Raw genomic sequence first — 20,012 nt, 5'->3', positions numbered from 1 at the left:
CCAGGGGGCGCCCGTCATCACGGTCGCGACATCTCCGGAAGCGGCGTCCCCTCTCCCGCCCCGCTCCGCGGGGCACCCTCCCCCGCAGAGGGGGGAGGGGTCTGGCGCGCGAGCCGCTGTATCGAGGGACAGATGATGAAGGATCATCCTGCCTCTCCTCAATCGAAGCCAAGAAATTCAAACAAATCCCGGTCCTTCATCGGCACCGCCGGGAGCGGGTCGACGCCGGCCCAGAGCTGTTCGGCGAGTTGCAGGTACTCGGCCTGCACCGCGAGCAATTCCGGCGAGGGATCCATCTCGAACAAGGTCGCCTTCTTCAGGCGCGAGCGGCGGACCACGTCGAGATCCTGGAAATGCGCCAGGCGCTTCAGGCCCACCGCGGCGTTGAAGCGGTCGATCTCGTCGGTCTTGGCCGAGCGGTTGGCGATGACGCCGCCGAGGCGCACGCCGTAATTCTTGGATTTCGCGTGGATCGCCGCGACGATCCGGTTCATCGCGAAGATCGAGTCGAAGTCGTTGGCGGTGACGATCAGCGCCCGGTCGGCATGCTGGAGCGGCGAGGCGAAGCCGCCGCAGACCACGTCGCCCAGAACGTCGAAGATCACCACGTCGGTGTCTTCGAGCAGGTGATGCTCCTTGAGGAGCTTCACCGTCTGGCCGACGACGTAGCCGCCGCAGCCGGTGCCGGCCGGCGGGCCGCCGGCCTCGACGCAGCGCACGCCGTTATAGCCCTCGACGACGAAATCCTCGACGCGCAGCTCCTCCGAGTGGAACTGCACCGCCTCCAGAGCATCGATGACGGTGGGCGCCAGGCGCTTCGTCAGCGTGAAGGTCGAATCGTGCTTCGGATCGCAGCCGATCTGCAGGACGCGCTTGCCGAGCTTCGAAAAGGCGACGGAGAGATTGGACGAGGTCGTGCTCTTGCCGATGCCGCCCTTGCCGTAGACGGCGAAGACCTTGGCGGTCTCGATGCGGATGTCCGGATCGAGGGCGACCTGGAGGCTCCCCTCTTCCCGCCTCGCGGGAACGGGGTTTCGGATCGCGATGTTCATGCGGCAGCCTCCGCGGTGATGCCTTCGAGCCGGTCCTCCAAGGCCTCCTCGGCCCGGTCGAGGGCGGCCCGGGTCTCGGGGTCGGGGGTCCAGAAGCCGCGCCGATGCGCCTCGATCAGGCGATGGGCGACCTTGGCCGAGGCGGCGGGGTTGAGCGCCGCCATGCGCTCGCGCATCGCCTCGTCGAGGACATAAGTTTCGGTGATGCGCTGGTAGATCCAGGGCGCGACCCCATCGGTGGTGGCCGACCAGCCGACCGTGTTGGTGAGATGCTGGTCGATCTGGCGCACGCCCTCGTAGCCGTGGCCCAGCATCCCCTCGACCCATTTCGGGTTGAGCATGCGGGTGCGGGTTTCCAGCGCCACCTGTTCGGAGAGCGAGCGCACCCGGCCCTCACCGCGGGTCTGGTCGCTGATATAGACCGGGACCGAGGCGCCCCGGGCCTTCGCGACCGCGCGGGCCATGCCGCCGAGCCCGTCGAAGTAATGGTCGACGCTGGTCACCCCGACCTCGACCGAATCGAGGTTCTGGTAGGCGAGGTCGACCTGCGCCAGCACCGCCTGCATCAGGGCGCGGCGCGGTTCCGGCTTGCCGGTGCGGCCGTAGGCGAAGCTCTTGCGCCGCGAGAAGGTCTCGCACAGCTCGGTCTCGTCCTCCCAGCGCCCGGACTCGACGAGGTGGTTGAGGTTGGCGCCGTAGGCCCCTTCCGCGTTGCTGAAGACCCGGAGCGCCGCCGTCTCGAGGTCGATGCCCTGCGCCGCTTGATGGGCGAGCGCGTGCTTGCGCACGAAGTTCATGTCTTGCGGCTCGTCGGCGCTGGCGGCGAGCCAAGCGGCCTCGGCCAGCAGCTTCGTCTGGAGCGGCAGGAGATCGCGGAAGATGCCCGAGAGCGTCGCCACCACGTCGATGCGCGGGCGCCCAAGGTCTTCGAGCGGGATCAGCACCGCGCCGCAGAGCCGGCCATAGCCGTCGAAGCGGGGCTGGGCACCCATCAGCGCCAGGGCCTGCGCCACCGGCGCGCCCTCGCTCTTCAGGTTGTCGCTGCCCCACAGCACCAGGGCGATGCTCTCGGGGTACGCGCCGCCGTCAGATGCGTGGCGGGCGAGCAGCTTCTCGACTTGGGCCCGGCCATCGGCGAGCGCGAAGGCGCTCGGGATCCGGTAGGGGTCGAAGCCGTGCAGGTTGCGCCCGGTGGGGAGGATCGCGGGCGAGCGCAGCACGTCGCCGCCGGCCACCGGCGCGATGAACCGGCCGTCGAGGGCGCGGAGCAGGGCCGGGATCTCGTGATCCTCGGCGAGCAGCCGGTCGGTCTCGGCGAGCGCCCGGAAGGCGGCGAGCGCCGCGTCGTCGGCGCCGGCCATCTCCTCGGGCGAGGCGCCGGCCACCAGCCGCATGATCCCGGCACGGTCCGGCGCGAGGCCGTGGACGGATTCCGCGAGCGCGAGCAGCAGGTCGATGCGCTCCTCCGGCGGCGTCCCCTGCCCGACCACGTGCAGCCCGTGCGGGATCAGGGTGTGTTCGAGCTCGATCAGCCGGATCGCGAGATCGGCGATGCGATGTTCCGCGTCCTCGCCCCAGCCGTCGCCCTCCGCGAGGTCGAGGTCGAGGCCGCAGGCCTGGCCGTGGATCAGCACCGCGAGCTTTGCCCGCTCGGCGGCCTCCTCCGGCGGCAGGGCGCGGCGGCGCTCGAGCGAGGCCTTGAGGTCGATGAGCCCGCGATAGAGCCCGGCCTGGGCGAGGCTCGGAGTCAGGTAGCTCACCAGCGTCGCGGCGGCCCGTCGCTTGGCCAGCGTGCCTTCCGACGGGTTGTTGGCGGCGTAGAGATAGACGTTGGGAAGCGCCCCGATCAGCCGCTCGGGCCAGCAGGCGGAAGACAGCCCAGTCTGCTTGCCGGGCATGAATTCGAGCGCCCCGTGGGTGCCGAAATGCAGCACCGCGTCGGCACGGAAGTCCTCGCGCAGGTAGCGGTAGAAGGCCGAGAAGGCGTGGGTCGGCGCAAAGCCCTGCTCGAACAGCAGGCGCATCGGGTCGCCCTCGTAGCCGAAGGCCGGCTGCACCCCGACGAAGACGTTGTCGAACTGCGCCCCGAGCACCAGGATCGACGAGCCGTCGCTCTGGTGCCGGCCCGGCGCCGGGCCCCATTGCGCCTCGATCTCGGCGAGATGGGCCTCGCGCCGGACATGATCGTCCGCCGTGATGCGATGGGCGACGTTGGCTTGCGTACCGTAGCGGGCGGCGTTGCCCTCCAGCACCCGGGCGCGCAGGGCATCGACGGTCTCCGGCACCTCGACCGAATAGCCGTCGGCCTTCAGCCCCTGGAGCACGCGGTGGAGCGACTCCCACACCGACAGGAAGGCGGCGGTGCCGGTGGCACCGGCATTCGGCGGGAAGTTGAACAGGACGACGGCGACCTTGCGCTCCGCGCGCGGGCGGGCCCGCAGGGAGACGAGGCGCGCGATACGGTCGGCGAGGCGCGCGGCGCGCTCAGGGTGCACCGCCATGTCGCGGGAGTCGCCGGCACCGGCCGCGCGGCCGCCGAACACCATCGGGGCGGTGGCGCCGTCCAGTTCGGGGATCGCCACCATCATGGTCGCCTCGACCGGCGACAGGCCGCGGGCCGAGGCCTCCCACTGTTCCAGGGTCTGGAACTCGACCGCTTGCGCCGCGAGGTAGGGCACGTCGAGCCGCGCCAGCATGGCGCTCGCGGCGTGAGCGTCGTTGTAGGCCGGCCCGCCGACCAGGGAGAAGCCGGTGAGTGAGACCAGCGCATCGATGGCCGGCCGCCCGTCGCGCAGGAAGAACTTTTCGACCGCCGGCCGGTTGTCGAGCCCGCTGGCGAAGGCCGGCACCACGGCGAGCCCGCGGGCCTCCAACGCCGCGATCACCCCGTCGTAATGCGCCGTGTTGCCGGCGAGCACGTAGGAGCGCATCAGCAGGAGGCCGACCCGTCCGGCCTTGCCGGAGGCCGGCAGCCGGTCGAGGCGCTCGGTCACCCGCTCCGCCAGGCGCGGATGGTAGAGGCCGGTCTCGGGGTAGCTGAGCGGCTCGGCGGCCGTGAGGTGCCGGCGCCAGGCGGCGCGCGGGCCGGCGGCGTAGCGGCCGGCGAGGAAGCGCACGAGGTTGACGACGTTCTCGTCCGAGCCGGCGAGCCAGTATTGCAGGGTCAGGAAGTACGCCCGCACGTCCTGGGCCGAGCCCGGGATGAAGCGCAGGATGCGGGGGATCTGGCGGATCAGCGCCATCTGGCGCGCGCCGTTCCCTTGCGTGCCGCCCGGCCCGGACTTGCCGCGCAGGCGCTTGAGGAAGTCGAGCGCGCCGCGCTGCGACCCGTCCATGGCGAAGCGGTTCATCCGGGTGGTGCGGACCACCTCGGCCGCCGAGAGGCAGCCCACCATCGCGTCGCACTCGGGCCGGCGGGCGAGCAGCGCGGGGAGCACCGCCCGGACATGCTCGTCCATGAACAGCATCGCCGAGAGCACGATGTCGGCCCGCGCGATGTCGGCCCGGCAGGCTTCGAGGGCCGAGGGGTCGGTCTCCCACTCGGCGGCGGCGTGGAAGCCGAGGATCAGGCCGGGCGCGGTCGTCGCCAGCACCCGGCGCGCCCGCTCCACCGCCCCGGCGAGGTGGTTGTCGAGGGTGACGATGACGACGCGCAGCTCCGGCAGCGCGCCCGGTCCGTCACCGGCTGAAATGCGCTTTGGCATCGTACAGGGTCTCGACGGTGATGAGCGGGAGCGCCCGCTCGCGGGCGAAGCGTTCGGTGTTGTGGCGGGCCTTGCCCCGCACGAAGAACGGGACCTTCTTCAGCTCGCGCTCGGCCTCGATCGACCAGACCACCGGCGTCGCGGCGGTGACCGGTGCGGCGACGACCGCGGTCTCGGCCTCCTCGCGCGGCCTTCCGCCGAGATGCGAGGGGGCGACGCGATCGTGAAATTCCGGGTCGTCCCGGAACATCGCCAGCAGGTGCTCCTCCAGCCCCATCATCAGCGGGTGGACGAAGGTGTCGAAGAGGACGTTGGCGCCCTCGAACCCCATCTGCGGCGCGTGGCGGGCCGGCACGTCCTGGACGTGCATCGGCGCCGAGATCACCGCGCAGGGGATGCCGAGCCTTTTGGCGATGTGGCGCTCCATCTGGGTGCCGAGCACCAGTTCCGGCTGCGCCGCCGCGATCGCCGCCTCGACCGCGAGGTAATCGTCGGTGATCAGCGCCTCGATGCCGTGGAGGGCCGCCTCCGCCCGGACCTCGCGGGCGAATTCGCGCGAATAGGTGCCGAGCCCGACGACGGAAAAACCGATCTCCCGCGCCGCGACGCGGGCCGCCGCGATGGCGTGGGTGGCGTCGCCGAAGACGAAGACGCGCTTGCCCGTGAGATAGGTCGAATCGACCGAGCGCGCGTACCAGGTGAGGCGCGAGCCCTCCCCCTGGAGGACGGGAGCGGGATCGACGCCGGCCAACGCCGCCACCGCCTCGATGAAGGCGGTGGTGCCCGTCACGCCGATCGGCGCGGTCTCGACGAAGGGCTGGCCGTGGGTCTTTTCCAGCCATTGCGCCGCGTTGCGGGCCACTTCGGGATAGAGCACGACGTTGAAGGCCGCCTGCCCCAGCCGCCCGAGATCGGCCGGCGTCGCACCGAGCGGCGCCACCACGTTGACGGCGATGCCGAGGTCGCCGAGGAGCCCGCGCACCTCGCGCAGGTCGTCGCGGTGGCGAAAGCCGAGCGAGGTCGGCCCGAGGATGTTGCAGCTGGCCTTGGGCCGCTCAGGCGCGGGCGCGGCGGGGGCGAGGGTCCGCACGAGCCGGTAGAAGGTCTCCGACGCGCCCCAGTTCTCCTTCTTCTGGTAGGCGGGCAGTTCCAGCGGGATCACCGGGATCGGCAGGCCGAGCGCCTTCGACAAACCGGCCGGATCGTCCTGCAACAGTTCGGCGGTGCAGGAGGCGCCGACGATCATCGCCTGGGGCCGGAAGCGCTCGTAGGCGGCGGCGGCCGCCTGCTTGAAGATCTCGGCGGTGTCGGAGCCGAGGTCGCGGGCCTGGAAGGTGGTGTAGGTCACCGGCGGGCGGGCGCCGTGCCGCTCGATCATGGTGAAGAGCAGGTCGGCGTAAGTATCGCCCTGCGGCGCGTGCAGCACGTAATGCAGGCCGCGCATCGCGGTGGCGACCCGCATGGCGCCGATATGGGGCGGGCCCTCGTAGGTCCAGAGCGTGAGCTGCATGGCCTCAGCCCTCCAGCCGCGCGCGGCGCGCAAGCGGTCGGGTGAACAGCCCGGCGAGGTCGCCGGCCTGCTCGTAGCCCTGGATCGGGGTGAACAGGAGCTCGATCGACCACTTGGTGGCCAGATCCTCCGCTTCGAGCGGATTGGCGAGGCCGAGGCCGCAGACCGTGAGGTCGGGCCGGGCCGCCCGGCAGCGGTCGAGCTGGTCGTCGAGGCTCTGGCCTTCCGTCACCCGGGTGCCGTCGGGCAGGAGCGCCAGATCGTCGGCGAGGTGGCCGCGATGCAGGTAGGGGGTGCCGACCTCGATCAGCTCGGCGCCCATCTCCCGCGACAGGAAGCGGGCGAGCGGCACTTCGAGCTGCGAATCGGGGAAGAAGAACACCCGCCGGCCCGAAAGGGAGGCGCGATGGGCCTGGAGCGCACGGGCCGCCCGGGTCCGGCCGGCCTCCGTCACCGCGGCGAGGCGGGCAGGCGAGATCCCGAAGGCCCGGGCGGCGGCCGCGAGCCACAGGGTCGTGCCCTCGGCGCCCAGCGGGAACGGGGCCGGGATGCGGGTCGCGCCGCGATCCTCGAGCGCCCGGGCGGTGTCGGTGAGGAAGGGCTGGGCGAGGAGGTAGCGGGTCTTCGGGCCGATGGGTGCCCGGTCCGCTGCCCGGCGCCCTGGCAGGAAGCGGACATCGGCGATGCCGAGATCGGCGAACAGCCGCGAAAACTGGTCCTCGACCACGTCGGCGAGCGCGCCGACGACGAGCAGGGACTCGTCGTTGCTGTGGGGCAGATCCGGCACCAGGGCGGCGAGGCAGGCATCCTCGCCTTGCGTGAAGGTCGTCTCGATGCCGCTGCCGGAATAGCTCAGCACCCGCACGTCCGGCGCGAAGGTGCCCGAGAGCCGGGCGGCGGCGCGACCGAGATCGAGCTTGATCACCTCGGACGGGCAGGATCCGACGAGGAACAGGAGCTTGATGTCGGGACGGCGCTCCAGCAGGCGGCGCACCACCCGATCCAGTTCCTCATGCGCGTCGGCGAGGCCGGCGAGGTCGCGCTCCTCGATGATCGCGGTGGCGAAGCGCGGCTCGGCGAAGATCATCACGCCGGCGGCCGACTGGATCAGGTGGGCGCAGGTGCGCGAGCCGACGACCAGGAAGAAGGCGTCCTGGATCTTGCGGTGCAGCCAGACGATGCCGGTCAGCCCGCAGAACACCGCCCGCTGGCCGCGCTCGTGCCGGATCTCGGGGCCGCAGGGGACCGCGGAGGGGAGAGGAGACGCCAGAGCCGTCATCGCGCCGCCCCCATCGCGTAGGCGGGGGCCTGGAGCCGGGCGGCGCGCAGCTTGAGCAGGAACTGGCCGGCATTGACCAGGTAGGTGGCGTAAGCCGAGAGCGCGAGGCACATCAGCCCGGTCGTGCCGAGAGCCCCGGTCGCCAGCGCGGCCAGATAGGCGGTGTGGAGGGCGAGCACCCCCATGCTCACCACGTCCTCCCAGTAGAAGGCCGGGGCGAAGAGGTAGCGCCCGAACACCGCCTTCTCCCACAGGGAGCCGGTGATCATGATGGCGTAGAGGGCGAAGGTCTTGGCGACCACCGAGGCATTGGCCAGCGCCACGCCCTCCCCGGTCGCCAGGGTGCGCGAGACCAGGGCGAGGCTCAGCAGGAAGACCGCGAATTGCAGCGGGGCCAGCACCCCCTGGACCAGGGTCCAGGGCGAGGCGTCGCGGCGGCGGCGCTCGGCCTCGCTGTAGAGAAACGGCCGATCCGTGGACGTCGCCATCGCGCCTGCCCTCCTGGCCGACCCGCGTTGGCCGCGGATGCCGATGGGGGAAAGCCTAGGACCGCCGGCCCGGGAGTGTCAACATAAGTTGACACTTCATATCGGTGACATTCGCGAGAGGTCGCTGCGAATGAGCCTTGCGGCGGCACGCCGGAGATGTATCCTGGAATGAATCCGGATGACGCCCCCTGGCAACGGCGCGCCCAACGTAGAAAACCCGACACTAAGTCGAGCATAATCGGTTTTCCTGCGCATCGGGGAGGTGCCGGTGGGAGATCAAGCACAGCCCGGGACCTTGCCGGGCGACTGGCCGGCCCGCCGTGACCGGACGTTTCACGAGCGCCCGCCCTGCGAAATGAACTCCGGTGGAGTACATCGGACGCTGCGCTGGCGCGATGACCTCGCCCAGGTGGTCGAGGCCGAGATCATCCCGCGCCTGATGCTCGCCCATCGCGGCGAACGTCCGGTGCGCCGTATTCCGCCCCGTCTGAGTGCAGCCGACGACATCGACCGGCTCGGCGCCCTGCTGCTGCTGCCCGAGGACCGCGACGTCCTGACGGAGCTCCGCCGCCTCCTCGACGACGGCATGAGCCTGGAGGAGGTGCTAACCGGGCTCCTCGCCCCCACGGCCCGGCATATCGGCCGGCTGTGGGAGGAGGACGTCTGCGATTTCCTCCAGGTGACCACCGCGATGGCGCGGCTGCGCCGCCTCGTCCACGACCTCGAGACGCTCTGCCTCGACCCGCGGCCCGTCGATCCGGCGAGCCGGCGGGTCCTGCTCGCCCCGGCACCGGGGGAGACCCACACGTTCGGGCTGACCCTCGCCGGCCATTTCCTCGGCGAGGCGGGCTGGGAGGTCACCGCGAGCTTCGAGCCCTGCCTCACCGACGCCCTGGAGCGTCTGCGCGCCGAATGGTTCGACGTGCTCGGCCTGTCCCTCTCCTGCGACGTCCATGTCGAGCGGCTGGCGGCGGCGGTCCCGGTGCTGCGGCGCGCCTCGCGCAACCGCGACCTGCGGGTGATCGTCGGCGGGCCCGCCTTCGCGGGCCGGCCCGACCGGATCCGGCTCGTCGGCGCCGACGCGGCTGTCGAGGACGCGCGACAGGCGCCCGGAATCTTGCAAGGCTTGCTTGATCTACGGATTAGAGCCTGCTGAAAGACCTGTTCGGTGCGGTCGGCGTAGCCTGGTGACCCTTGAACAGACCCGTGAGCCCTGCTGCGAAGGAATCTTTCGCGGTGCTTCGAGACGCCGTCTCCCGCCTCGATCCCCGGATGACGGGCAGCCTCGTCGCTGCAGCCAGCGACGTGTCCCTCGTGGTCGACGGCGACGGGGTGATCCGCGACGCCGCCTTCGGGGCCGACGGCCTCTCGGAGGAGGCCGGCGAGACCTGGCTCGGGCGGCGCTGGATCGACACCGTGACGGTGGAGAGCCGGCCCAAGATCCTGCGGCTGATCGAGGATGCCGAGCCCGGGGCCGTCACGCGCTGGCGCCAGGTCAACCACCCCTCCGTGCAGGGCGGCGCCGACGTGCCGATCCGCTACGCGGCCCTGCGGGTGCCCGATGACGACCGCATCATCGTGATCGGGCGCGACCTCCGGGCGCTCTCGGCCCTGCAGCAGCGCCTGACCGATTCGCAGCAGGCGCTCGAGCGCGACTATGCCCGCCTGCGCGGCGCCGAGACCCGCTACCGGGTGCTTTTTCAGCTCGCCGGCGAGCCGATCCTGATCGTCGACGCCGCCACCCGCCGCATCGCCGAGATCAATCCTGCCGCCGCCCGCCTCCTTGGCCGGGCGGTCAAGCGCGTCGTCGGGCGCGACCTCGTCGACCTGTTTGAGCCCGAGAGCGCCCGCGCCGTCCAGGCGCTGCTCGTCGGCCTGCGCCTCACCGGCCAGGCCGAGGACCTCGCCGCCCGCCTCGCCCAGCGGCGCGGCGAGGCACGGATCTCCGCCACGCTCTTTCGCGAGGAGGCGGGAACGAGCGTCCTCGTCCGCCTGAGCCCCCTCGTGCCGGCCGAGGCCCCGGCGGCCCCGCGCTCGGGCGCGCTCGACGTGATCGAGGCGATGCCCGAGGGCTTCGTCGTCACCGACCGCGACCGGCGCATCGTCGGGGTCAACGCCGCCTTCCTCGACCTCGCCCAGCTCGCCACCGAGCATCAGGCCAAGGGCGAACCGCTCGACCGCTGGCTCGGGCGCGAGGGCACCGAGATCGCGGCGCTCTTCGGCACGCTGACCGAGCACGGCGCGGTGCGCCACTTCGCCACCGTGGTGCGGGGCGAGTTCGGGGCGGTGGACGAGGTCGAGGTCGCGGCGGTCTCGGTACCGGGCGGCGACCGGCCCTGCTTCGGGTTCACCCTGCGCAGCCTGCCCCGGCGCGTCGCCGCCGCCGTGCCGAGCGGCCTGCCGGGCACGCGCGAGCTGCCGCGCTCGGTCGAGCACATGACCGAACTCGTCGGCCGCGTCTCGATGAAGGCGCTGGTGCGCGAGACGACCGATATGATCGAGCGGCTGTGCATCGAGGCGGCGTTGCGCATCACCCACGACAACCGCGCCTCGGCCGCCGAGATGCTGGGCCTGAGCCGGCAGGGATTCTATGCCAAGATGCGCCGCTACGGCCTCGGCGACCTCGACGGCTCCGAGGATCCGGAGGACGGCGAGGCCTGACACACCACACGGTTCCGTGACGACATCGCCCCGAGTGTAAAGTTTGCTTGACACTCGGGTGGGGCGGTTCCACCCTCCCGGCATGACCACCGAGCCCCTGCTCAAGCCCCTGATGAAGCCGCCGCTCCTGGCAAAGCCATCGGCGGTGCCGGAGCCGGGCGTGCTCCTCGAACTGCTCAAGCCGATCACCTGGTTCGCCCCGATGTGGGCCTTCGCCTGCGGGGTGGTCTCTGCCGGCGTCCCGGTCCAGGGCCGCTGGCCGGTCGTGGCGGCCGGCATTCTGCTCGCCGGCCCCCTCGTCTGCGCCACCAGCCAGGCGGCGAACGACTGGTTCGACCGCCACGTCGACGCCATCAACGAGCCGGACCGGCCGATCCCCTCGGGCCGCATGCCCGGCCGCTGGGGGCTCTTCGTCGCGCTGGCCTGGACGCTGCTGTCGCTCGCGGTCGCGGCCCTGCTCGGGCCCTGGGTGCTCGGCGCGGGCGTGTTCGGCCTGGCGCTCGCCTGGGCCTACAGCGCGCCGCCGCTGCGCCTGAAGCGCAACGGCTGGTGGGGCAACGCCGCCTGCGGCCTCTGCTACGAGGGCCTGCCCTGGTTCACCGGCGCCGCCGTGATGGCGGGCGCCCTGCCGGACGGGCGGATCGTGCTCGTCGCCGCGCTCTACAGCCTGGGCGCTCACGGCATCATGACCCTCAACGACTTCAAGTCGATGGACGGCGACCGGCGAACCGGCATCCGCTCGCTCCCGGTCCAGCTCGGCGCCGGCCCCGCCGCCCGCCTCGCCTGCCTCGTCATGGCGGCCCCGCAGGTCGTGGTCGTGGCCGCCCTGGCGGCCTGGGGGATGCCGTGGCACGCCGCCCTCGTCGCCGGGCTGCTCGTCGGCCAGGGTTGTCTGATGCGCCGCTTCCTGTCCGATCCGCACCGCTGGGCCGCCTGGTACAACGGCACCGGCACGCTCCTGTCGGTGCTCGGCATGCTGACCGCGGCGCTCGCCCTGCGCGGGGGCCTCGCATGATCACGCCGCAGGGTTTCGGCTGGGGCACCATCGTCCGTCTCGGCCTCGTCCAGACCGCTTTGGGCGCCATCGTGGTGCTGATCACCTCCACCCTCAACCGGGTGATGGTGGTGGAACTGGCGCTCCCCGCCGCCCTGCCCGGCGGGTTGGTGGCTCTGCACTACGCCGTGCAGGCGCTGCGCCCGCGCTGGGGCTACGGCTCGGATCTCGGCCGGCGCCGCACGCCCTGGATCGTCGGCGGCATGGCCCTCCTCGCCCTCGGCGGGACCGGGGCGGCGCTCGGCACCGCCCTCCTCTCCGGGCAGCCGGCGATCGGCTTCTCCCTCCTCGTCCTGTCCTTCCTCGCCGTCGGCATCGGGGTCGGGGCGGCCGGCACCTCGCTCCTGGTCCTGCTCTCGACCGGCGTCGCGCCCCATCGCCGCGGCGCGGCCGCGACGATCGTCTGGATCATGATGATCGCCGGCTTCGTCGTCACCGCGCCGACCGCCGGGCACCTGCTCGACCCGTTCTCGGGCGAGCGCCTCGTCGCGGTCTCGGGCGGCGTGTCGCTGATCGCCTTCCTGGTCGCGCTCCTCGCCCTGTGGGGCGTCGAGCCGCCCCGCGCCCGGGCCCCGGAGAGGCCCGGGCCGGCGCGGCCCTTCGCGAAGGTGCTGGCGGAAGTCTGGGCCGAGCCGGAGGCGCGTCGCTTCACGGTGTTCGTGTTCCTGGCGATGCTCGCCTACAGCGCCCAGGAGCTGATTCTCGAACCCTTCGCCGGCCTCGTCTTCGCGCTCTCGCCGGGGGCGACCACCAAGCTCTCGGGCCTGCAGAACGGCGGCGTGCTTGCCGGCATGGTCCTGGTGGCGCTCGTCACCGCCAACGGGCGCGGGAGACTGGCCTCGCTGCGGCTTTGGACCATCGCCGGCTGTCTCGGTTCGGCGGCCGCCCTCGTCGCCATCGCGGCCTGCGGCTTTGCCGGGCCGGGCGCGCCGCTGCGGGCCTGCATCGCCGGGCTCGGCCTGTTCAACGGCATGTTCGCGGTGGCGGCGATCGGCTCGATGATGGCGCTCGCCGGCCATGGCGGCGCCCCGGACGGCGAGAGCCGCCACGGCACCCGCATGGGGGTGTGGGGCGCGGCGCAGGGCATCGCCTTCGGGCTCGGCGGCTTCCTGGGCGCGGCGGGCGTCGATCTCGCCCGCCTCGCCTTCGGCACGGTGGTGCTGGCCTACGCGGTGGTCTTCGTCACGGAGGCGGCCCTGTTCCTCGTCGCGGCCGGGCTCGCCGCCCGGATCGGGCGGCCCGCCATGAGCGCGCCGCCGCTCGGGAGCCTGTCGGTGCGGCACGCGGTCTGACACGACACGATCCGGCTGCGGGGCGCGGCCCGGACGGGAGGCACGGCCATGGACGAGACGATCCTCGACGCGGTGGTGGTGGGAGGCGGGCCGGCCGGAGCCACGGCGGCGGCGGACCTCGCGCGGCTCGGCCGCCGGGTGGTGCTGCTCGACCGGGCCGGTCGCATCAAGCCCTGCGGCGGCGCGATCCCGCCGCGGCTGATCCGCGACTTCGCGATCCCCGACGCGCTGCTGGTGGCCAAGATCCGCTCCGCCCGCATGGTCTCGCCCAAGGACCGTGCCGTGGACATGCCCGTCGGCGAGGGCTTCGTCGGCATGGTCGATCGCGGGCCCTTCGACGAGTGGCTCCGCGCCCGCGCGGCGCTCGCCGGGGCCGAGCGGGTGACCGGCACCTATCTGCGCCTCGCCCGTGACGGCGACGGACCGGTCACGCTGCATTACCGCGACGCGGGCGGCACGGAGGCGTCGTTGCGCACCCGCCTCGTCATCGGGGCCGACGGCGCCAACTCGGCGGTCGGGCGCCAGGAGATCCCCGCCCATGCCCGGATGCGGCAGGTCTTCGCCTATCACGAGATCGTCCGCACGCCGCCGGACGGCGCCGTCGAGGGCGCGCGGTGCGATGTCTACTACCAGGGCGTCCTCTCGCCGGATTTCTACGCCTGGATCTTCCCGCACGGCGACACGCTGAGCATCGGCACCGGCAGCGCCCGCAAGGGGTTCTCATTGCGGGGCGCCGTCGGGCGCCTGCGCGCGGCGACCGGGCTCGATCGCGGCGAGACGATCCGGCGCGAGGGTGCGCCGCTGCCGCTGAAGCCCCTCGCACGGTTCGACAACGGCCGCGACGTGCTGCTGACGGGGGATGCCGCCGGCCTCGTCGCTCCGGCCTCGGGCGAGGGCATCTACTACGCGATGTTCGGCGGGCGCCTCGCGGCGGAGGCCGCGCACGATTTCCTGGCCACCGGCAACCCGCGCGCCTTGGCCCAGGCGCGGAAGCGCTTCCTCAAGGCGCATGGTCGGGTGTTCTGGATCCTGCGGCTGATGCAATCGGTCTGGTACCGCAACGATGCGTTACGCGAGCGCTTCGTCAGCATCTGCCGCGATCCCGACGTGCAGTCGCTGACCTGGGACGCCTACATGAACAAGGAACTGGTGCGGGCGAAACCCGCAGCCCATGCCCGGATCTTCTTCAAGGACCTCGCGCATCTCTTCCGCTGGGTGTCGCCGTGAGCGGGGGCTGGACCCCGATCGTCGTCGCGGCGCTCGCGGCCATCGTCGTCGCGGCGGCGGGCGCGTGGCTGACGGCGCTCGGCCCCTGGTACCGCAGCCTGCGGGTGCCGTCCTGGAAGCCGCCCGACTGGGCGTTCGGCCCGGTCTGGACCACCATCTTCACGCTGACCGCCATCGCCGGGGTCCTGGCCTGGAACGCCGCCCCGGAGGGGCGCGAGCGGGCCTGGCTCGTCGTCGCCTTCGGGATCAACGGCCTCCTCAACATCGCCTGGAGCGGGGTGTTCTTCCGCATGCGCCGGCCGGACTGGGCGCTCGTCGAGGTTGCGGCTCTGTGGCTGTCGGTGGTGGCGCTGATCCTGGTCGTCGGGCGGCATTCCGGCCTCGGGGCGCTGCTGCTCCTGCCCTACCTCGTCTGGGTCGGCATCGCGGCCATGCTCAACCGGTCGATCGTGCGGCTGAACGGGCCGTTCTGACTCGCGGTCCCAAGCATTGACACACGGGCGGGGGTGCCTTGCATGTCCCCGATCCGGCGCACGACTTCGCTCGCGAAAAATCGGATCGCACGGGACCGGAACGAAGTGCATGCGACATCGTGAACCGCGACGGGCTTCCAGTGAACACGCACCATGCTTTTCGAGTTTGCAGGGCTGGACCCGACCGTTTCCTACGTTACCTCCCCGATCGACTGCGCATCAGCGATGCCTGCAGGAGGATTGATGCGTGCCTGACCTCCTGACCACCGGTCACATCGTCGATGTCGCGCTGGTGATCGTCGCCGCGGAGGCCGGATACCTCGCCCTGTGGCGGCGCGGACCGGGACGGACCGCCCTCCTGATCAACCTCGCCTCCGGGGCCTGCCTGATGCTCGCCCTGCGCCTCGTCCTCGCCGGGGCACCCGGATTCTGGCTCGCCGCCGCCCTCGCGGGGGCGGGCGCCGCCCATGTCGCCGATCTCTGGCTGCGGTTGCGCTCCGCCGCCCCATAACCCCGGAGGAAGCCCCGATGCGCCGCCAGCCCGTCACCCGCCGCCTGCTCATCGCCCTCGTCGGATCCAGCGCCGTCGGCCTCGCGGCCGGCGCGGCCCTGGCGCAGCCGGCCCCCTCCGACCTCGTCGACAAGGGCCGCTACCTCGCCACCGCCGGCGATTGCGTGGCGTGCCACACGGCGCCGGGGGGCAAGCCCTTCGCGGGCGGCCTCTACATCAACTTCCCGGGCGGCATCGGCAAGCTCGCCACCCCGAACATCACCCCCGACAAGGAAACCGGCATCGGCAGCTGGAGCGACGACGACTTCAAGCGCGCCATGCACGAGGGCATCACCAAGAGCGGCAGCTACCTCTACCCGGCCTTTCCCTTCCCCTGGTACACGCGGCTGACCGACGAGGACGTGCGGGCGATCAAGGCCTACCTGTTCTCCCTCGAGCCGGTGAACGCGCCCCGCAAACCGGCCGACATCGCCTTCCCGTTCAGCATCCGCGAGGGGCTGCTCGCCTGGCGCCTCGCCTTCTTCACCGAGGGCCGCTTCAAGCCGGACCCGAAGGCGAGCGAGCAGGTCAATCGCGGCGCCTACCTGGTCGAGGGGCCGGGCCATTGCGGTGCATGCCACAACGGCAGCAAGCTCGTCGGCGCCTCGCAGTGGAGCGGCTATCTCGAGGGCGGCACGATCGACGGCTGGTACGCGCCCAACCTGTCGGGCGACGACAAGGAAGGGCTGGGCAAGTGGAGCGAGGACCAGCTCTTCACCTACCTCAAGACGGGCGCCGCGCCCGGCCGCGCCGGCGTGGTCGCCGGACCGATGCGGCAGGTCGTCGAGGAGAGCCTGAGCAAGATGACCGACGACGACGTGCGCGCCATCGCGGTCTACCTCAAGACCCTGGCGCCCAAACCCACCTATACGACCGACGTGAAGTCGGACTTCAAGTCGGCCTCGGCGGCGCCGGGCGCCGACACCTACCTCAACCGCTGCGTCGCCTGCCACCGGCCGGACGGCCAGGGCATGCCGGGGGCGATCCCCGCGCTCGCCGGCAACGGCGCGGTGCTCGCCAAGGGCCCGGAGACGATGATCCGGGTGATCCTCGGCGGCCTCGACGCCAAGGGCGAGTATGCGGCGATGCCGGCGGTCGGCGTCGGCATGACCGACGCCGAGGTGGCGGCGGTGACGAACTACGTCCGCCAGACCTTCGGCAACCAGGCCCCGCCGACCGCCGAGCCCGGCCAGGTCGCGAGCCTTCGCACCGACACCCAGACGATGCTGGCCGGCAACGCGCCCTGCGAGACCGTCTCGGATCCGACGCTCGCCGCGGCCCTGAAGACCGCCGACGCAGCCGGCCAGCTCAAGGACCTGAAGGCCGAGCAGATGCTGCCCCGCATCGCCACGCTGCTGCCGGCCGTGCGCCAGGCCGCCCCGCAGGCGAGCTCGGCCGACCTCGTCAACGGGCTGACCGCCACCTTCTGCCAGGTGGCCGACCACAAGGCCACCGGGCTCGACTGGCCGACGACGATCGGCAGCTTTGCCGGCGTGGTCTACGGACAGATCAAGACGCCGAACCGGGCGGAGAAATAGTCGGCGAATTCGCTCATGACCTGTCTCTGAGAGCCTGTTTGACGTGCGACGAAAAAATTACGAGGAAATTTTTTCCAACCCGCGACCTCATCCTGAGGTGCGACTGAAAGGAGCCTCGAAGGAGAACTCCGGAAGTCTCGCAATCCCTGGAGCCCTCCTTCGAGGCCAGTCCATCTTCGATGGACTGTCACCTCAGGATGAGGTCGCACGTGGGATTGAGTGCTTGTGCCAATCAAACAGGCTCTGAGGTCAGGCCCGGTCACACGCGACAGATTTGATGCCCTGCTTGTCATTCAGGGACCGCATCGCGGAGCCCGGGATCCGGATACTCGGGTGGTGGCGGATGAAGCGGAGCGAGGTCGCTTAGTTCTGAACCAGCCGCGGCTCCGGATTCCGGGTTCGGCTGCGCGGCACCGAAGTGACAAGCAGGGTATGAAGACTGTCGATCTGGTCAAACAGGCTTGATCGCTTGCAAGAGAACGCTCCCCAATCTGCGCGTGACTGTCCGGAAGAAAGGAAAAGCGCGGGTTTCTCCGCTCCCCAGCCGCGGGGAGCCGAGAAACCCGCGCTCTTTTTATCTCGAAAGTGTGTCCAGACAGCCCTGTGGTTCGCGGGGGAGCGCTACATGCACGACGCGCCTTGCGACCCCGGGCATTTCGATCCTCGGATGCCTCGCCTCACCGCGGGTCCACCCCCTGATGCGGCCGCGGCGCGCCGCCATGATGGTCGGTGAAGGTCGAGCGCTCGCCGGTCTCCTTGGCGCGCTGGACGCGCATGCGCTGCCAGATCAGGAACAGGATGACGAGCGCGAAGGTCGTGAAGGCGAGCATGTAGATCAGGCCGGAATCGCCCATGGCCGTTGCCTCCTCGTGGCGCCCCGCAGGGCGGTCGGTTGATGGGCGCACGGGTGGCGGAATGCCGTCGCACGCTTCAATCCAACTCTTCGACCTCTCCAATCCGCCACTGCGGCAAATCGTCATGAGATGACGGGAAGGAAGATCAGCAACAACGGCACATCCAATACATTTCGATCGTCGGCAATCGATTTCCCGACATTGATGATCACCGTATCCGAGAAGGCCCCGGCTCCTGTCGGAACCGGGGCCTGTCTCAGGTGGCCGGAGGGGTGCGGCCTCACGGGGCCTTCGGCATCGGTCCTCCGGCGAGCTCGGGATAGTCCTTCAGCATCTGGGCGCCGTTGAGGGGCTTCGCCAAGCCCTGGTGGCAGGTGGTGCAGTTGGCCTTGGGCGGATCGCCCTCGGGCCCGAGGCGCGCCTCCGGCAGCACCGGCGTCAGCGGCGTGATGTAGTTGCCGTTGATGTCGCGCACCATCCGGATGCCGTGCCAGGCGGTGACGCGCTTCGGAGTGCTCTCGTCCCAGGAGAAGAAGGCACGGGTGTTGTGGCAGTAGGTGCAGTTGACGCCCAAGCCCTCCGCCATGTGGATCATCAGGGCGTAGGTCTTCTCCGTGGTCTGGATCGGCTTCGACGGGCTGGTGGGCAGCGCCGTGCGGGCCGCGACCCGGATGGCGTTCTGGTCGATGTCCTTGTCATCGAGCAGGCCCTGGAACGGATCGACGTTGAGGGAGGTCAGGCCGGCCTCCGGGGCCGGGTGGTTCTGGCCGTTGGCGCGGGCGGCGAAGCCCTGCGCGTGGGGCGGCCCGGGATTGTCGTGCCAGACCGCCTGCGGCACCGGATTGCCGCGGTGGCAGGTGTAGCAGGTCACGCCGGTCTCGCCGACGTGGTTCTTCCAGTCCGCGTTGATGTGGCGGACCATGCGGAGCATCGAGCGCGCCACGGTCTTCGCATAGACGCTGTCGTCGGCCATGTTCTCGACGTTGTGGCAATAGGCGCAGCCCTGCTCGGGGGCGACCCACTCGGTGATCGAGGCCATCACGCGGTTGAACTGGTCGGTCGAGAGGTCGGTCAGCACCTTGACGTTCTGGTAGGTCTGCGTCGCCGGTTCGCCGCCGGGCGGGACCGGGTCCTGGGGCGCCGGCGCGGCGTTCTCCTCGAGCTTGACCGCCAGGGTACGGGGGTTCTGCACCTGCACCATGCCGGTGCCGCGAAAACCCGTCTGCTCGGAACGGACCGGGGGCCGGGTCCAGCCCGCGGTCCCGAACATCGCGCCGGTGAGCAGCACCGCCACCACGACGCCGAGGATTTGGAGCGCGAGCTTCATGGCGTGCCTCCCGGATTCGCGAGCGGATCCACCACCGGGCCGTAGATCTGCGGGTAATGCGGCGCGACGCCGTGCTTCACCGCCCAGAGGTACCAGTTGTCGACCACCGTGCCGGTGAGGAGGATGCCGATGCCGCCGGTCAGCGTGGTGAGGAACGCGAACCACCACAGCCAGCGATGGACCGATTCCATCGTGGCGTTAAAGCCCATGGTCCAGCGCCAGAACAGGGCGGCGCGCTCGGTCGCGGTGCCGCGATCGACGATCTGCTCGATCTCCCGCTCGCCGCCGTAGCGGCTCACGGCCAGGATGGTGGCGCCGTGCATGGCAAACAGCATCGTCGACCCGTACAGGAAGACGATCGAGAGCATGTGGAACGGGTTGTAGAACAGGTTGCCGTAGCGCAGCGAGAACGCGGCGGTCCAGTCGAGGTGCGGGAAGATCCCGAACGGCACCGCCTCGCTCCAGCTCCCCATCAGGATCGGCCGGATGAAGCCGAGCACCAGGTAGAGCCAGATCGCCGAGGCGAAGGCCCAGGGCACGTGGTAGCCGAGGCCCAGCGCCCGGGCGCGGCGAAAGAGCCGGACCCACCACAGCAGGATCGAGGCGGTGAGGAAGAAGCCGGCCATCAGCCACCACCCGCCCTCGGCCAGCGGCGGCAGGATCTTGAGCCCGTATTCGGGGCGGGGCGGCTCGAGGGCGAGCCAGGGCAGCTGGCGGACGAACTGGACCGGGTCCCAGTTCACCGAGGCCCACATGTTGAGCCCGATGATCTCGAAGGCGACGAACCCGCAGGCCAACGACAGGGTGCCGAGGGTGCCGAGGTAGATCGGGCCGATCTGGGCGTTGCCGACGAGGCCGGCGAGATAGTTGAAGCCGCCCTTGCCGACGCGGTTCTCGATCTCCGGGATCTCGACGCCGGCCTCCGGGTGGAGCGGATGGACTTGGATCTGCGTGTAGATGTTCTGGTAATACCCCATGGCGGCGGATGCCTTCTGAAGGGTGT

16 protein-coding genes are annotated in these 20,012 nt (G+C 71.0%); 8 read left to right on the top strand and 8 right to left on the bottom strand.

Translation table 11 applies throughout. From position 1 onward, the window contains the following. Positions 1-158: 158 nt before the first annotated feature. From bchL to bchF, 5 genes are read right to left on the bottom strand one after another with little or no spacing between them, the layout of a single operon-like run. Positions 159-1,052 carry a ferredoxin:protochlorophyllide reductase (ATP-dependent) iron-sulfur ATP-binding protein gene (gene bchL, locus QR78_RS08670; RefSeq protein ID WP_048427102.1) on the bottom strand — a complete coding sequence of 298 codons (894 nt, stop codon included), beginning with the start codon at positions 1,050-1,052 and terminating at the stop codon, positions 159-161. Further along, on the bottom strand, positions 1,049-4,756 hold the full coding sequence (locus QR78_RS08665) for a magnesium chelatase subunit H (RefSeq protein WP_048427101.1): 3,708 nt from the start codon (positions 4,754-4,756) through the stop codon (positions 1,049-1,051). The genes bchL and QR78_RS08665 overlap by 4 nt, the downstream gene beginning before the upstream one ends. Continuing rightward, positions 4,731-6,266: a ferredoxin:protochlorophyllide reductase (ATP-dependent) subunit B gene (gene bchB / locus QR78_RS08660; RefSeq protein ID WP_048427100.1), complete on the bottom strand. Its 1,536-nt coding sequence runs from the start codon at positions 6,264-6,266 to the stop codon at positions 4,731-4,733. Before bchB ends, QR78_RS08665 begins: the two co-directional genes overlap by 26 nt. A gap of 4 nt (positions 6,267-6,270) precedes the next feature. Continuing rightward, complete coding sequence (locus QR78_RS08655; RefSeq protein WP_048427099.1) at positions 6,271-7,545, bottom strand: ferredoxin:protochlorophyllide reductase (ATP-dependent) subunit N; 1,275 nt, start codon at positions 7,543-7,545, stop codon at positions 6,271-6,273. Next, on the bottom strand, positions 7,542-8,033 hold the full coding sequence (bchF, locus tag QR78_RS08650) for a 2-vinyl bacteriochlorophyllide hydratase (RefSeq protein ID WP_048427098.1): 492 nt from the start codon (positions 8,031-8,033) through the stop codon (positions 7,542-7,544). The genes QR78_RS08655 and bchF overlap by 4 nt, the downstream gene beginning before the upstream one ends. Before the next feature lie 355 nt (positions 8,034-8,388). Here bchF and QR78_RS08645 point away from each other — a divergent pair, with 355 nt between their 5' ends. The 8 genes from QR78_RS08645 (at position 8,389) to QR78_RS08605 (ending at position 16,828) form a co-directional block, all read left to right on the top strand. Further along, entirely contained in the window at positions 8,389-9,189 is an 801-nt protein-coding gene (locus QR78_RS08645) for a cobalamin B12-binding domain-containing protein (RefSeq protein WP_089504153.1), read from the top strand. Positions 9,190-9,269: 80 nt separating this feature from the next. Next, positions 9,270-10,694 (top strand): transcriptional regulator PpsR, encoded by a 1,425-nt coding sequence (gene ppsR / locus QR78_RS08640; RefSeq protein ID WP_048427097.1) that lies wholly within the window; start codon positions 9,270-9,272, stop codon positions 10,692-10,694. A 112-nt stretch (positions 10,695-10,806) separates the two neighbouring features. After that, positions 10,807-11,709 (top strand): chlorophyll synthase ChlG, encoded by a 903-nt coding sequence (gene chlG / locus QR78_RS08635; RefSeq protein ID WP_048427136.1) that lies wholly within the window; start codon positions 10,807-10,809, stop codon positions 11,707-11,709. Next, positions 11,706-13,040 (top strand): BCD family MFS transporter, encoded by a 1,335-nt coding sequence (locus QR78_RS08630; protein ID WP_048427096.1) that lies wholly within the window; start codon positions 11,706-11,708, stop codon positions 13,038-13,040. Before chlG ends, QR78_RS08630 begins: the two co-directional genes overlap by 4 nt. A 48-nt stretch (positions 13,041-13,088) precedes the next feature. Continuing rightward, positions 13,089-14,267 carry a geranylgeranyl diphosphate reductase gene (locus QR78_RS08625; protein ID WP_048427095.1) on the top strand — a complete coding sequence of 393 codons (1,179 nt, stop codon included), beginning with the start codon at positions 13,089-13,091 and terminating at the stop codon, positions 14,265-14,267. Then, positions 14,264-14,740 carry a TspO/MBR family protein gene (locus QR78_RS08620; protein WP_082171709.1) on the top strand — a complete coding sequence of 159 codons (477 nt, stop codon included), beginning with the start codon at positions 14,264-14,266 and terminating at the stop codon, positions 14,738-14,740. The genes QR78_RS08625 and QR78_RS08620 overlap by 4 nt, the downstream gene beginning before the upstream one ends. 247 nt (positions 14,741-14,987) lie before the next feature. Next, the gene (locus QR78_RS08610) at positions 14,988-15,251 is read left to right on the top strand and encodes a hypothetical protein (protein ID WP_048427093.1); all 264 of its coding nucleotides are present in this window, start codon (positions 14,988-14,990) and stop codon (positions 15,249-15,251) included. A gap of 17 nt (positions 15,252-15,268) precedes the next feature. Next, positions 15,269-16,828 carry a c-type cytochrome gene (locus tag QR78_RS08605; protein WP_048427092.1) on the top strand — a complete coding sequence of 520 codons (1,560 nt, stop codon included), beginning with the start codon at positions 15,269-15,271 and terminating at the stop codon, positions 16,826-16,828. Between the two features lie 677 nt (positions 16,829-17,505). Here QR78_RS08605 and QR78_RS35480 read toward each other — a convergent pair. The 3 genes from QR78_RS35480 to pufM form a co-directional block, all read right to left on the bottom strand. Then, positions 17,506-17,682, bottom strand: a complete 177-nt coding sequence (locus tag QR78_RS35480; RefSeq protein ID WP_165602002.1) for a hypothetical protein — start codon at positions 17,680-17,682, stop codon at positions 17,506-17,508. A 280-nt stretch (positions 17,683-17,962) separates the two neighbouring features. Further along, complete coding sequence (pufC, locus tag QR78_RS08600; RefSeq protein WP_048427091.1) at positions 17,963-19,009, bottom strand: photosynthetic reaction center cytochrome PufC; 1,047 nt, start codon at positions 19,007-19,009, stop codon at positions 17,963-17,965. Next, on the bottom strand, positions 19,006-19,986 hold the full coding sequence (pufM, locus tag QR78_RS08595; protein ID WP_048427090.1) for a photosynthetic reaction center subunit M: 981 nt from the start codon (positions 19,984-19,986) through the stop codon (positions 19,006-19,008). Before pufM ends, pufC begins: the two co-directional genes overlap by 4 nt. Between the last annotated feature and the right edge of the window lie 26 nt (positions 19,987-20,012).

The sequence above is a fragment of the Methylobacterium indicum genome (genome assembly GCF_001043895.1).
GTDB classification, from domain to species: Bacteria; Pseudomonadota; Alphaproteobacteria; order Rhizobiales; family Beijerinckiaceae; genus Methylobacterium; species Methylobacterium indicum.
Note: the sequence above shows the minus strand (reverse complement) of the source record. Positions and strands in the feature narration are given on the sequence as shown.

Excerpts from the sequence above, each read along its gene's own strand:
- QR78_RS08645 (WP_089504153.1), top strand. The coding sequence starts at position 8,389 with ATGAACTCCGGTGGAGTACATCGGACGCTGCGCTGGCGCGATGACCTC.
- bchL (WP_048427102.1), bottom strand. The coding sequence starts at position 1,052 with ATGAACATCGCGATCCGAAACCCCGTTCCCGCGAGGCGGGAAGAGGGG.
- chlG (WP_048427136.1), top strand. The coding sequence starts at position 10,807 with ATGAAGCCGCCGCTCCTGGCAAAGCCATCGGCGGTGCCGGAGCCGGGC.
- bchF (WP_048427098.1), bottom strand. The coding sequence starts at position 8,033 with ATGGCGACGTCCACGGATCGGCCGTTTCTCTACAGCGAGGCCGAGCGC.
- pufC (WP_048427091.1), bottom strand. The coding sequence starts at position 19,009 with ATGAAGCTCGCGCTCCAAATCCTCGGCGTCGTGGTGGCGGTGCTGCTC.
- QR78_RS08630 (WP_048427096.1), top strand. The coding sequence starts at position 11,706 with ATGATCACGCCGCAGGGTTTCGGCTGGGGCACCATCGTCCGTCTCGGC.
- QR78_RS08665 (WP_048427101.1), bottom strand. The coding sequence starts at position 4,756 with ATGCCAAAGCGCATTTCAGCCGGTGACGGACCGGGCGCGCTGCCGGAG.
- QR78_RS35480 (WP_165602002.1), bottom strand. The coding sequence starts at position 17,682 with ATGGGCGATTCCGGCCTGATCTACATGCTCGCCTTCACGACCTTCGCG.
- bchB (WP_048427100.1), bottom strand. The coding sequence starts at position 6,266 with ATGCAGCTCACGCTCTGGACCTACGAGGGCCCGCCCCATATCGGCGCC.
- QR78_RS08625 (WP_048427095.1), top strand. The coding sequence starts at position 13,089 with ATGGACGAGACGATCCTCGACGCGGTGGTGGTGGGAGGCGGGCCGGCC.
- QR78_RS08655 (WP_048427099.1), bottom strand. The coding sequence starts at position 7,545 with ATGACGGCTCTGGCGTCTCCTCTCCCCTCCGCGGTCCCCTGCGGCCCC.
- pufM (WP_048427090.1), bottom strand. The coding sequence starts at position 19,986 with ATGGGGTATTACCAGAACATCTACACGCAGATCCAAGTCCATCCGCTC.
- QR78_RS08605 (WP_048427092.1), top strand. The coding sequence starts at position 15,269 with ATGCGCCGCCAGCCCGTCACCCGCCGCCTGCTCATCGCCCTCGTCGGA.